Source organism: Nocardia sp. NPDC051750, from assembly GCF_044453135.1.
GTDB lineage: Bacteria > Actinomycetota > Actinomycetes > Mycobacteriales > Mycobacteriaceae > Nocardia.
In genome coordinates, this window is the sequence record NZ_JBITCK010000008.1 from 35,470 (window position 1) to 48,193 (window position 12,724).

Consider the following 12,724-nt stretch of genomic DNA (forward strand, 5'->3'; position numbering starts at 1 on the left):
TCACGAATGCCACCGCGGTGTGAGATACGCCAAATTGCAGGCAGGTAACGCCGGATGTGAATGCCCTTACGGTCACGGGGATTCGGCATATCGTCATCCGGGTACTACCTGGTGCCGGGTGCGGGATCCGCGCTGCGGTAGGCCACTGAGAGAGACGCAGGAGCAGAATGAGTGCCAGAACTGAACTCGTCCGTGAGCTGAACGGACCCACCGCCGCCTCGGAAATGCTTTCCGACGAGGAGGTGGAGGATCTGCTCGGACTGTTCCGGGATACCCAGAAAATGGAGAAGGAACTACTCATCGAGGCTGTCAACGGGATGATCCGGTTCTTCCCACCGCCGTTCAAGGCCATCACCCGCCGGATCATGTTCGGGGGACTACTCGAAGGATGAGTGATCTGGTAACCCGTGCGCAGATGATTCTGCTGGCGCGCACACTGCATGTCTCGGTCGAACGGATCGCCTATCTCGAACGGCTCGGTCCCCTGCACCTGCACGAGCTGGAGAAGCGGATATCGGGCCGGATCTACGAGTACCACGGTGAAATGTTCAAACGGATCGGGCGACTGATCCCCATCATTCCGCTCACCGTCTCGCTGCCGCTGGTGCAGCGGATCGTGCCCCCGATGATGACCGGGCGCGCGGCGGGCGCGGTCGGCGTCGACTATCCGGACGCGGCCGCCGAAACGCTCACCATGTTGAAGGCGGAGTACGCCGCGTCCTGCGCGCCGTATGTGGACCCCAAGGCCCTCGGCGAGCTGGGCGACATCATGGCGTCCGAACCTCTGGTGGCGATTCTGAACGAAGTTTTGCGCCGCCGGGACCACATCACGGCCGGACCTTTTCTCGAGTACGCCTCACCGAGACTGGTCGAAGCGTTCGAAACCGGGACATTCGACGACGAAGGTGTCCTGTTCTCTGCTGCCTACGCCTACTCCTCGCCCGCGATCAGCAGAATTCTGCGGCAGTTGCTGCACGGCGCCTCACAACGGATCCCGCGCATGATGGATACGGTGGTGGCCGGTTCGCCGGAACTACAGGAGGCCGCGATCTCGCTGCTGTCGCGCGCCGAGGACGATGTGGTGGCCGACGTCGGTGATGTGCTGATAGCTCGCACGACCCCTGAAATGCTGGGAAAGCTGGCGGCGCACGTCATCCAGAAGGGTGCGGCGCCGGAGCTGATGGCCTTCGTATCGAAACTGAACGCCCCGGCTGTGCGGCAGATGGCGATGAATCCGATTTTCGCCAATACCGCCGCGCTGACGGCGATCGTCGAATCGCTGATCGTGGCATTCGATCCCGGTCCGTGGAAAGGCCTGCTGGTACTGGCCGGGAACACGCATCACGAGGTGCAGCGTTTCGTGGTGGGGCTGGTGGCGCGGATGCCGGTCGATCGGATAGCAGAACTGCCTTCCGTGGCCAATGCGGATGATCTCTGGCCCCCGTTGCTGCGGTTGCTCGCGGTGGCCGATATCTCCGCTCAGCGGCGGATCGGAGTGGTGTGGGCGCAGCTTCCGGCGGAGCGGCGCGCCGGGCTGCATCGGCGGATCGCGGAACTGGAGTTGGATGCCCGGCTCACCGGGATCGTCGAGGAGGTCCCCAATGTTTCGGTGGAGGAGGTGTTCTACCAGCGCCGGCGACGTATCCGGCGGCGCGGCGCCGCCTCCGATAGCTGGAGTGTGGCCTGATCGTTAGTGGGCCGTATTCCACCCCGGATTTTCGTGTCCGATTCGGCGCGTCGGGGATGAATGCGGCCCACGTTTCGTGGAACTTCAGTACCGTCGAAGAGTTCTCTGATCTTAGCTCTGGATTTGCTGGCCCCGCCGTCGGACTGGCGGCGGATCGAGAGAAGAGGTCGGTGCGAGATGAGCAAAGGACAGTTTCTTCAACGGGTACGCCGGATGGCTGTGCTCACCGGAGTCGCGGCGGCGGCCCTGGCGCCGGCGGCGCCCGCCCTCGCCGAACCCCTGTGGCCCAACGGGCCCAACGTTCCCGGGGTGCCGGCGATCATCCCGGGGCAGGCCCCGTGCTCGACAGCGGCGCGGGCCTGCCTGCGCCTGTCGACGAACGAGGTCTGGCTGATGGACAACGGCCGGGTCGTCTACGGGCCGACACCGATGTCGCACGGGATGGACGGTTACGAAACCCCGCCCGGTGTGTTCGATGTGGACTTCAAACGTCCGTACCACTGGAGCACCATGCATCACGCTCCGATGCACTACGCGGTGTTCTTCAACAACGATATCGCCTTCCATATCGGGCCGGTGGAAGCCGAGTCGCACGGCTGTATCCGGTTGACCGAGCCGGGCGCCGTCGCGGTCTATCACTACCTGAACCCCGGCGATATCGTCGAGGTCGTGCCCTGACCCGAGGTCCTGCTGCCTCCGGGGCGCCGGTATCCGACCCGGTCTCCGGCGGGTAGCGCCGGTTTCGTACGCTTGCCTGATGTGGATCATCGTGGCTGTTTCTATCGTCAGTTGCCTGCTCATCGCCATCGGCTTCGCCCTCGGCCTGCCGGACTGACGGGGCTCCGAACGATCTGACCTGTTGCCGGGACCGCCGGGCGGATTCGTGCTGCCCGGACGGCGTCGGCGGTGGGGTCAGTCCTGGCCTGTGATGGGCTCGATTTCGGCTCCCGGATCGGGACGGTCGACGGCCACCGGTCGCAGACGTGCCCACGCCAGGAAGGCGGCGGACACCACGACCATGCCCAGGCCCGCCCACAGGTTCACATTGATCCCGCCGGTTTTGACTTCCTCGGCGGCCGTGTCGTGAACCAGACCGGTGATCACCAGGACAATGCCGTAGAGGCCCAGTAGGCCGCCGACGATGGTGCGGATATCGAAGAGCACGGTCGTAGTCCTATCCGGTCGCGATATTGAGGACGATCACGAGTACCAGCGCGATACCCGCCAGCAGCACCGGGCGCTGATACCAGGGCAGGGTGGCGGCTTCCGGGTCGGTGCGCAGTTCGCGCGGCGTCTCCGAATACACCAGGCCGACGAGTTCGGCGGCGGGTTTCGGTGCGGTAACCAGGGTGACGGCCACACTGACCAGGATATCCACCACGAAGGCCGCACCGGCCGCGACGAAGCTGACTCCCTGACCGGACAGGGAGAACACGCCCGTCTCGTTCAAGAGGAAGATGGCGACGGCGATCGCGGTACCGGACACCAGACCGGTCCAGCCGGCGGTCGGGGTCATCCGTTTCCAGAACATGCCCAGGATGAAGGTCGCGAACAGCGGCGCGTTGAAGAAGCTGAACAGCGTCTGCAGGTAGTCCATGATGTTGCTGAACCCGCCCGCGATGAACGCGGTGAAAATCGCGGCGACCGTCGCGCCCACGGTGGCCAGCCGGCCGATCCGCAGGTAGTACGAGTCCGGCTTGTCCTTGACCACATACTGCTGCCACAGGTCGATACTGAACACCGTGTTGAAGGCCGAGACATTGGCGGCCATACCGGCCATGAACGCCGCCAGCAGCCCGGCGAGCCCGACGCCCAGCAGGCCGTTGGGGAGCACTTCCTTCATCAGGTACAGCAGCGCCTGGTTGTAGGTGGTATCGCTTTCGACATCGGGGTTCGCGGTGACCGCCGCTTTGTAGTCGGCCATCTGCGGCACCAGGACCGCGCTGATCATGCCGGGGATGATCACGATCAGCGGAATGAAGATCTTCGGGTACGCGCCGATGATCGGGGTGCGCCGCGCGGCGGAGATGGAATGTGTTGCCAGCGCCCGCTGCACCTCCACGAAGTTCGTGGTCCAGTAGCCGAAGGAGAGGACGAACCCGAGGCCGAAGACGATTCCCATGATGGACAGGAAATCGTTGGCGAACCCGGACAGGGCATTACCGGGCCACGAATCCAGCTGTTCGGGGCCGCCGGGCGAGGCGGCCACCCGATCCTGCAACCCCGACCACCCGCCGACCCGGTGCAGGCCGATCAGCGTCAGCGGGAGCAGGGCGGCGACGATGACGAAGAACTGCAGGACCTCGTTGTAGATCGCCGCGGACAGGCCGCCGAGGGTGATGTAGGACAGCACGATCACCGCCGCCGCGATCACCGCGACCCACAGCGGCCAGCCCAGCAGGACATTGAGGATGGTGCCGAGCAGATACAGGTTCACCCCGGCGATGAGCACCTGGGCCACAGCAAAACTGAGCGCGTTCACCAGATGCGCGCCGGTGCCGAAGCGCCGCCGCATGAACTCCGGCACACTGCGTACCTTCGAGCCGTAGTAGAACGGCATCATCACCACGCCCAGGAAGAGCATGGCCGGTACCGCGCCGATCCAGAAGTAGTGGAAGGCCGGGAATCCGTACTCCGCCCCGTTGGCGGACATCCCCATGATCTCGACCGCGCCCAGATTGGCGGAGATGAAGGCCAGGCCGGTGACCCAGGCCGGAAGCGACCGGCCGGACAGGAAGAAGTCCATACTCGACGACACGCGCTGGCGGGCCAGCAGGCCGATACCGAGGACGAAAACGAAATAGAGGGCGACTATCGCGTAGTCGACCGCTTGGGCGTCGAGTCGCAGCACCTCACCTTCCGCGAGAGTGGAAACGACCTCCTGGGATACTTCGAACTGCGGCATAAACGTTCTCCTCGAAGCGGCCACGGGCAACCGCGCACAGCTCGCCGCATCGGCACCACCGATGGCCGGCCGCACTACCAGATCGGCTCTGGTACATAAAACGTACCGCGTGCGGTGACGGCTGGGGCCGTGTTGATCAAAGCCGGGCGTGTCCGTCGGGCACGAAGTGGAGGGGCCGCGGTACCGGACCGAAATCGGCCGCGCGGGGGCGGGTACGAGTGGCGCGGGTGCGGTGGGCGTACGCCCGAACGGAGGTCACGCGTGGCTGGGTGATATGCACAAATGCGTATGCAAGCGCGCGGGCGCAGGCTCTCGTGCGCCGTGCCGACGATTGCTACCATGGACGACGGCGCATCCAAACACGTTGTGCACCAGGGTATTACGATAGTAACCCTGGTGCCTCTGTGGTGTGCGCGGGTTTCGTGATTTCCGAAGTAGGGGTCGCCGTGATTGTACGCGTGCAGAATGCCGAATCGGCCGGCGTACAACGCTTCGTGCTCCGGCTGATCGGCGACTGGGGTCCGGGATCCGGACGTATCGGCGGCCTTGCCCTTCTCGGCTGCCCGCTACCGCGATCGCGCCACCGGTCCGCCACGGTGACCGACCTCCTGGTCTGGACCCCGTACGCCTGCACACTGGTGGTACTGGCGGATTTCGGATCGGTCCAGCACGGTGTGCTCGACACCCCGCCGGCCGGTCGCTGGCTGATCGGCGATCGCGCCGCCGATCTACGCACGGGCCCGGCCGCGGCGAATCCGCTGCTGCGGGCGCGTAAACAACGGAGCGAACTGGCCGCGATCCTGCGCCGGCACGGATTGTCCGAACAGATCGACGTGCTGGTGGTACTGATCCCCAAAACCGGCTCCCGGATCACCTGGACACCGCCTGCGCACGAGGTAGGCGAGGAAACGATTCTGATCCGCATCGGGCAGTCGGCAAGCCTGACGGACTACTTCGAGCGACAGCCTGCCGGGGGGATGCGCTGGCGCGCCGCCGATATCGCGCGGGCTTTCGAGGCGCTCGAGGTTTCCCGGCTCACTCCGGATCAGGGCGACCTGGCGGACGAGGGGTTCGTGATCTCCGAGGTCGAGGTGGCCACCGCTCCGGAGGCGGATCGCCCGGCCGCGCCGGGAAGGATCGGATGGGTCAGGAAGACAGGCTTTCCGCGCATCGGCGGATCCGGCCGCCCTCTGAGGCAACGGAACGACGGAGGCTCCGGCTCTCCGGTCGAATCGGCCCCGCGCGTGTCGACGAACCGGCCGGTCGAGCAGGGCGGCCTCGCAGCCGGCTCCGACTCGGCCGCATCACCGGTGGCGCCTGTCGGCGGTCCCGGTCCGCTGTGGGCGGAACCAGCGGCAGCGCAACCGAACAGCGGCGACCTCGCTGGCTCGCCCGTTGAGCAGCCGCCCATAGTCCCTGCTCGGGGAGAGAGCGGTCCGGTCGCACCGGCGAACGGTCCCGGGGCTGCGGATAGGGACGCGGTCGTGCGGCGAGTCGATCCGGTGGAGCGGTCCGCAGCATCTGCGCAGCCCCCCGCGAATCCCGGTGTGCAGGAGGAGTCGGCGGCAGAGATGTCCGGGCGGAACGAATTCCCGATGCCCGGCCGTGTATCCGTAACGGGCTTGCCGCGCCCACGGGCCCTTGCGGAGCAAGTTGTCGAACTCGCGCAACATGCGGGGCCAGCGGATTCCGGTGCGCAGGAACACGGTCTGATCGCGGCGGATGACAGGCGCCCGAACGCGGCGGAATCGGCGCAGGATGAGGAAGTGGCGATCGGGCCGCGTCCCGGAACGCCCGGGGGGAGTGCACCGTGGGGCGCAGGCGGTGCGCCGGTTGACAACCGGCTCGAGCCGGCGGCTCACCTCGCAGCCGGGACACCCGTCGGCGACCACAGCGGAGCAGCCTCGGTATCCGGCGGGGTGGCCGCGGTTCCTGATCCATCATCGGCTGTGGCTGCCGGGCCGCCGGGTGCGGCGGCGGATTCGGTCGCGGCGCCGGGCGGCCGAGATGTCCGGCGCGCAGAGCCACCGGCAAGCGATGGTGACACAGAGCCGGAGCGAGAGCCCCGGACGGCGCCCTCGGGTGACGAGCGCGAACCTGTCGGGACGGCAGCGAATGCGGCTGTCGGGGGGAACGATTCATCGGCTCTGCCCATAGCCCGGCCCGCCGGGCCCGGACGACGGGGGCCGCTCGGAATCCCGGCAGGCGCCCGGCGTGGTTTGTCCCGGATCCGGCCGGGCTTCGGGCGGGTACGACGCCGTTCCGCTGCCCCGGGGGCAGGGGCCGGTGGGACACGTAGGCCGGGGGAGACCAGGGCGCATCCGCCAGGGGAACGGCCTGTCACTGGTGGGCGCGACGGGGGCGCACGGTACGTGGTCGCGATTGCGGTGGCGGCTGCGGCGCTCGCGGCAGTGGCCGGCACCGTTTTCGCGGCCTCCGGTTTCGCGCGGTTCGACGTCGCGGAGTACTCGGCGCTGTGCAGCGGTGGGAGCGGAACCACGGTCGCCGCACCCTATACGGCTGGGGGACCCAGCCCCGTCTATCTGGCCGGTGGCCTGGCGGAGGCCACCACGTTCGGGCCGTCGGCGGTGTGGCACCCCGTCGATGCCGCGACAGTGCAACTGGTCGCGTGTGTTTCGGAGGTACGTCTCGGGGAACTGGTGCGTACCTGCCAGTACCCGCCCGTCCCGGGGCAGCCGGTGGGCCGGACGTTGAACCTGTTCGCCATGGTGTACCGGCTCACCGTCTACGAGGCCCGGACCGGGAACCGGCTGGCGGCGATCGAGATCGCCGGTGATCGGTTCGCCACGGACCCGGCGGTCACGGAACCGGATCGGTGCCGGGCGGCCACCGGAGCGCCGGAGGACGGGTTACCCGGTCGCCGGCACAGCCGGTTGTCACATCAGCAGGTCCAGGAAGCAATCGGCCCGTTCGTTGCCCCGCCACCGCCTTCGATCCGGGCTGCCCGCTGACGGGTGCTCCGTTACTCCGTGCGGGTCGAGTATGTCGCGCAGGACGGTGGCGAAGGCCTCGGGCTCGCCGGTCATCCCGAATTCGCAGGATCAGCACGATCAGTGCCGGCGACATACCGGTGGAGATCTCGGTGACCGGTTCGCCGAGAAGCCGGTGTGCCCGCCCGGGAAGACCACCGCCTCCTCACCCGGCGCCGCGCCGAATGCCACGGCGGCGCGGGCGCACAGTTCTCCGGCCGAGGCGCTGTCGGCGCCGAGCACGATCCGGATCGGTGCGGCGAGGTGCGGGGCACACTTGCTCGAACCGTGTCCGGTGAACTGGGGGCAGCTGCCTGCGGTATGGATAAGCTCGGGGCACTCGCCGATCACCGCCGCATCGTTTCGGTGCGGCCGACCACAGGAGATTCAGCACCGTGGGAACTGGTTCGATCCTCATCACCGGCGCGAGCTCGGGACTGGGCGCCGAAATGGCCCGCCAGTTCGCCGCGCTCGGCTACGACCTGGCCCTGTGTGCCCGCCGCACCGAGCGGCTCGACGAACTCACCGGGGAGCTCGCCGCGGCGTATCCGGGGGTGCGGGTGCGGACCGCGGCCCTGGATGTCACCGATTTCGATGCCGTCCCGAAGGTTTTCGACGAGTTCGCCGCCGATCTCGGCCGGCTGGACCGGGTGATCGTCAATGCCGGCCTGGGGAAGGGCGTGCCCTTCGGCAAGGGCGGCGACCGGCCCAACCGGGAGACGGCGACCACCAATTTCCTGGGGGCGATGGCGCAGATGGAAGCCGCGATGAAGATCTTCCGGGCCCAGGGCGGCGGACATCTGGTGGTGATCTCCTCCATTTCCGCGCTGCGCGGAATGCCGAAGACCATGACCAGTTACGGTGCGAGTAAGGCCGGGGTGGCGGCCATGGCCGAAGGTCTCGCGGCCGAACGCGTCCCGGGCGTCGATGTCTCGATCATCTTCCCGGGCTATATCGCCTCGGAGATGAACGACAAGGCCGCCCATCCGCCCAAATTTCTCGTCGACACCCCGACCGGGGTCCGGTCCATGGTGTCGGCGATCGAGAAGCGCCGGTTCAAGGCCTACTGCCCGGCCTGGCCGTGGGTCCCGTTCGGTTATGCGATGAAAGTGCTGCCGCTGCCGATCGTGCGCCGGATCGCCGGTATGTGATCGGTCCGCGGGCCGGATCAGTCGTCGTCACCGGCGCCGAGGGAGTCGACGGCGGCCGATAGTTCGGTGAGCGCGGCGACGATCTCGGTCAGGCGGGCGTGCCCCAATTCGGCGGTGAGCCGGGCCGCGAATTCGGCGTGCCGCGGGCCGATCCGGGACACGGCTGCCTGCCCCTCCTCGGTGACGGCTACCAGTTTGGCGCGGCGGTGCGCCGGATTCGGCCGATACTCGGCGAGGCCGCGGGTCACCAGGAGGTCGGCGATGCGCTGCACGCTCTGCCGGGTGACGCCCATGGACCGGGCGATACCGGCCACCGGCAGCGGTTCGCGCAGGACGGCGCCCAGCACCTGCCACCACGCGGCGGTAAGCCCGGCGGGGCCGGCCAGCTGCTCGGCGACGGCCAGGAACTGGCCGTTGAGCCGGAACGAGGTGATGGCGGCCGTACTGAACAGCTGCTGTTCGGAGTTGTCCATCGAGCGAATCCGGTTCAGACCGTGGCCTGCCGGGCCTCGTACCGCGCCAGTACCGCGTAACCGTCCGGATCGCCTTTTCCGAACAGCCGGTACCAGCCGTCGAGTACCTCGGGTTCGTAGATATCCAGTGCCGCCAGCACTTCGCGGGCGAATTCGAACGGGGCCGTGGAATTGGCGGTGATCACGCCTCGGTCGGTGACGGCCGGTTCGCTGGTGTAGTGGCGACCGCCCGCGTAACCGCTGGCGGCCAGGTATTCGGCGACATTGCTGGTATGCCGCCGGTCGTCGAGGAGTCCGGCCCGGGCGAGACCGAAGGTGGCCCCGCAGATGGCGGCGACCGGCACCGCGGCGGCGGCGAATTCCCGAGCCTTGTCTGTGAAGGCGTCCAGCTCGCCCCGTTCCCAGCCGTCGGCGCCGGGCAGGATGAGCATGGCGCTGTCGGCGGGTGACAGGTCGGCCAGGGTGAGGTCGGGCAGGATCCGCATCCCGCCCATCGTGGTGACCGGCCCGGTATCGGCGGCGACCGTGCGGATGCGGTAGGCGCCGGGTTCGCGGTGCCAGTTGCTGTTGTTGATGTGCGCGGTGGCCGCGCCGACCTCCCAGTCCGCGAGGGTGTCGTAGACGGCCACGTGAACGATTCTCGAAATCATGACAATATCCTGTCAATATGACAGAAGGTTGTCAATTGGTTCGTGGATTACGAACCCGGGGTGCCACCGATGACTTTGTCCCGTTCGAGGGTTTCGATTTCGCTCGCCGAGTACCCGAGTTGCGCCAGGACCGTGGCATTGTCCTGGCCCAGCAGTGGTGCGTGGGTGCGGTGATAGCGCGCGGGGCCGGCGGAGAAGCGCGCCGGAACCGTGCTGTGGCGTGCGGTGGGGTTGACCGGATGCTCGACCGGTTCGAAGAAGTGGCGATGAGCGAGCTGGGGGATCTCGGTCTGCCGGTGCGGTTGCCGGACCTCGGCCACCGGGATCCCGGCCTCCCACAGGAGGGCCACGATCGCGCCGGCCGTACGTTCGGCGAACCAGGCGGCCAGATGTTCGTCGATCTCGTCGTGCCGCGCGTGCCGGCCCGCGGCGGTGCGGAGCCGGGGTCCGGTCGCCCAGGCGGGCCGGCCCAGGACCTCGACGAGCGCTTCCCACTGTTCATCGGTGGCGACGGCGAGGGCGATCCAGTTGTCGGGCCGGCCGAACTCGTCGACCCCGGCGGCGCGGTACAGGTTCTGCGGCGCCGCGTGTGGCCCCCGGTTACCCGCCCGTTCCAGCAGCCTCCCGTACGCCGAGTACTCGATGACCTGCTCGGCGGTGATGTTCAGGGCGGCGTCGACCATGGCCGCTTCGACCAGCATGCCCTCGCCGGTCCGCCGGCGATGTTCCAGGGCGAGCAGCAGGGCGACCAGCGCGTGCACCCCCGCATTGGGGTCGCCGAGGCTGTAGGGCTCGACCGGGTTCTCGTCGGGATAGCCGGTGCGCCAGGTCAGTCCGGACGCGTCCTCGATGACATAGGCGAACGCCGGGTTGTCCCGCCACGGACCGTCGAGACCGAATCCGGGCATCCGGACCATGATCGCGTCGGGTCGCAGGGTCCGCACGGTGTCGTAGTCCAGGCCGATCTGCTCGACCACCCGCGGGGTGTAGTTCTCCACGAGCACATCGCAGGAGGCGACGAGCCGGCGCAGCACCTCCCGGCCCGCTTCCGTGCGGAAGTCGACCGTGATCCCGCGCTTGTTGGTGTTCAGGCCGGAGAAGATCCCGGACTTCTCCCACCACTGGTCCTCGTCGATCGGGACACCCGCGATGAGCCGGGTGCCGTCGGGGCGCTGGGCCGATTCCACATGGATCACCTCGGCGCCCTGCATCGCCAGGTAATGGGTGCATGACGGACCGGCCCAGAACGTGGTCATATCCAGCACCCGAAGGCCCTCGAACGGGAGCGGATTCGCGGAATCGCCGGCCGGGTCCGGTGCGGCGGGCCGGTCCTCGGCAGTGCCGGAACCCGGTTTCCCGATCGGTGCGGTTCGGTAGTGGTCCGTGTGCTCGCCCAGGACCGGGGCCGGTTCGGGGGAGTGCAGCACGGCCGGGGTGCTCCGAAACGGCGGGCCCGGCTGGACGAAACCGTCCCGGGGGTTCACGGTGAAGAAATCCCGGGCGCGGTGCTGATCGAGTCCGGTGACGTCGGCGCCGCTCGCCACCGGACTGTTGGGAATCCGGAACGCCGTGGCGAGCTCGCGGATCTCGTCGACCTTGTGACCGGCGAACCAGGCGGCGATCTCGGCGGCCTTCTCGTTGGTGCGTTCGGTGATGGCGGGGGTGGGGTCCTCGTCGATCCATTCCGGATGTCCGACCATCACGCACAGATCGAACCACTGCTGGGCGGTACCGCAGCCGACCGCGATGAGCCCGTCGGCGGCGGTGGCGACGCCGGGCCGGCTCAGCCGGCGCTGGGTGCGGAAGGGCCGGTTCACGGTGTCGTAGAACGACACCGGATAGTAGGACAGCCCCAGGATCTGGGTTTCCAGCATCGAGAGATCGACGAGTTCACCGGTTCCGGTGCGGAGTGCTCGCTGCCGGGCGGTGAGAGTGGCGGCGGCCGCGTGGGCCCCGGCGAACCATTCGCCGACATCGCCACCGATATGGATCGGCGCCCGCTCCGGTGCGCCGCGGCCCAGCCCGACGACACCGCCCGACCAGGCCTGCAGGGTGAATTCGGTGGCCGGTCGCCCGGCCCACGGGCCGTCCAGGCCGAACGGCGTGATGGCGGTGACAACCAGGTGCGAATGTCTTTCGCGAATCGCAACGGGTGCGAACAGTGGGTCCTCGGCCGGTGCGGATCCCGGTGACCAGATCACCGCGTCGGCGCCGGACAACAGATTTTCCAGCAGCGCCCGGTCGTTCGGATGCGTCGAATCGACCACCACACTGTGCTTTCCGCCGGCGAGGAACTGGAACAGCGCGCCGTCGGCACCGGGTCGGAGGCTCGTGCCGGCATCGGTCCGGACGTCCGCGTCGCTAGCGGAGCGGGGCCCCGCGTCGGCATCTGGGCGGACGTTCGCGTCGGTATCGGAGCGGAGGGTCGGGCCGGCGCCGGGGTCGGGAATCGCGCCGGATACCGACCGGCGCCGCAGCGCAGCGCCCCGCGGTGGCTCGGCAGCGATGACCCGGGCGCCCGCGTCGGCGAGGTGTTTGGTGCAGTAGGCCCCGGCGATGCCGCTCGTCAGATCGATGACGACATATCCCGACAGCGGCCCGCCGCCGGTCGGCCCCGGCCGGGACGACCCGGCGGAACCACCCCGTGCTGAGGTGCGATTCGCTGTCATATCCCTCTCGATTCCTCCGTGCGAACCCTCGGGCCCGCGGTACTCCGGCCGGTGTCCGGTGGTCCGCCCACCGGGAAAGTACTTGTCCAGCAAGCATTTACGCGGCACGTAGCCAGGCGATTGGACGCATCCCGGCCGGGCTGCCCCGATCCAGCACAGCGGTTCGCCGCGGAAACACCGGATGAACCGGATGCCGCAC

The 12,724-nt window shown here is 68.1% G+C and carries 10 protein-coding genes; 5 read left to right on the forward strand and 5 right to left on the reverse strand.

The annotated features are described in order from the left end of the window. The first annotated feature begins 167 nt into the window (after window positions 1-167). The 3 genes from ACIA75_RS31160 (at window position 168) to ACIA75_RS31170 (ending at window position 2,365) form a co-directional block, all read left to right on the forward strand. Complete coding sequence (locus tag ACIA75_RS31160) at window positions 168-392, forward strand: hypothetical protein (RefSeq protein ID WP_397110448.1); 225 nt, start codon at window positions 168-170, stop codon at window positions 390-392. Next, the gene (locus ACIA75_RS31165; RefSeq protein WP_397110450.1) at window positions 389-1,687 is read left to right on the forward strand and encodes a hypothetical protein; all 1,299 of its coding nucleotides are present in this window, start codon (window positions 389-391) and stop codon (window positions 1,685-1,687) included. The genes ACIA75_RS31160 and ACIA75_RS31165 overlap by 4 nt, the downstream gene beginning before the upstream one ends. Window positions 1,688-1,864: 177 nt before the next feature. After that, a complete protein-coding gene (locus ACIA75_RS31170; RefSeq protein WP_397110452.1) occupies window positions 1,865-2,365 on the forward strand; it encodes a L,D-transpeptidase in 501 nt (166 codons plus the stop codon). A gap of 234 nt (window positions 2,366-2,599) precedes the next feature. On the opposite strand, the gene ACIA75_RS31175 is transcribed toward ACIA75_RS31170, so the two are convergent. Next, entirely contained in the window at window positions 2,600-2,851 is a 252-nt protein-coding gene (locus ACIA75_RS31175; RefSeq protein ID WP_397110454.1) for a hypothetical protein, read from the reverse strand. A 10-nt stretch (window positions 2,852-2,861) separates the two neighbouring features. After that, a complete protein-coding gene (locus ACIA75_RS31180) occupies window positions 2,862-4,592 on the reverse strand; it encodes a sodium:solute symporter family protein (protein ID WP_397110456.1) in 1,731 nt (576 codons plus the stop codon). Between the two features lie 2,372 nt (window positions 4,593-6,964). Between ACIA75_RS31180 and ACIA75_RS31185 the strand changes: the two genes are divergently transcribed. Next, window positions 6,965-7,564, forward strand: coding sequence for a hypothetical protein (locus ACIA75_RS31185; protein ID WP_397110458.1), 600 nt, complete (start codon window positions 6,965-6,967; stop codon window positions 7,562-7,564). A gap of 413 nt (window positions 7,565-7,977) precedes the next feature. Further along, entirely contained in the window at window positions 7,978-8,733 is a 756-nt protein-coding gene (locus ACIA75_RS31190; protein ID WP_397110460.1) for an SDR family oxidoreductase, read from the forward strand. 17 nt (window positions 8,734-8,750) lie between these two features. On the opposite strand, the gene ACIA75_RS31195 is transcribed toward ACIA75_RS31190, so the two are convergent. The 3 genes from ACIA75_RS31195 to ACIA75_RS31205 are packed head-to-tail and all read right to left on the reverse strand — an operon-like array spanning window position 8,751 to window position 12,525. Continuing rightward, window positions 8,751-9,206 carry a MarR family winged helix-turn-helix transcriptional regulator gene (locus ACIA75_RS31195; protein ID WP_397110462.1) on the reverse strand — a complete coding sequence of 152 codons (456 nt, stop codon included), beginning with the start codon at window positions 9,204-9,206 and terminating at the stop codon, window positions 8,751-8,753. A 14-nt stretch (window positions 9,207-9,220) separates the two neighbouring features. Beyond that, entirely contained in the window at window positions 9,221-9,856 is a 636-nt protein-coding gene (locus ACIA75_RS31200) for a DJ-1/PfpI family protein (protein ID WP_397110464.1), read from the reverse strand. A gap of 47 nt (window positions 9,857-9,903) precedes the next feature. Then, entirely contained in the window at window positions 9,904-12,525 is a 2,622-nt protein-coding gene (locus ACIA75_RS31205; protein WP_397110466.1) for a CoA transferase, read from the reverse strand. Between the last annotated feature and the right edge of the window lie 199 nt (window positions 12,526-12,724).

Bases quoted from the DNA above. Each gene is read 5' to 3' on its own strand.
- ACIA75_RS31160 (WP_397110448.1), top strand. From the start codon at position 168: ATGAGTGCCAGAACTGAACTCGTCCGTGAGCTGAACGGACCCACCGCC.
- ACIA75_RS31165 (WP_397110450.1), top strand. From the start codon at position 389: ATGAGTGATCTGGTAACCCGTGCGCAGATGATTCTGCTGGCGCGCACA.
- ACIA75_RS31170 (WP_397110452.1), top strand. From the start codon at position 1,865: ATGAGCAAAGGACAGTTTCTTCAACGGGTACGCCGGATGGCTGTGCTC.
- ACIA75_RS31180 (WP_397110456.1), bottom strand. From the start codon at position 4,592: ATGCCGCAGTTCGAAGTATCCCAGGAGGTCGTTTCCACTCTCGCGGAA.
- ACIA75_RS31195 (WP_397110462.1), bottom strand. From the start codon at position 9,206: ATGGACAACTCCGAACAGCAGCTGTTCAGTACGGCCGCCATCACCTCG.
- ACIA75_RS31200 (WP_397110464.1), bottom strand. From the start codon at position 9,856: ATGATTTCGAGAATCGTTCACGTGGCCGTCTACGACACCCTCGCGGAC.
- ACIA75_RS31205 (WP_397110466.1), bottom strand. From the start codon at position 12,525: ATGACAGCGAATCGCACCTCAGCACGGGGTGGTTCCGCCGGGTCGTCC.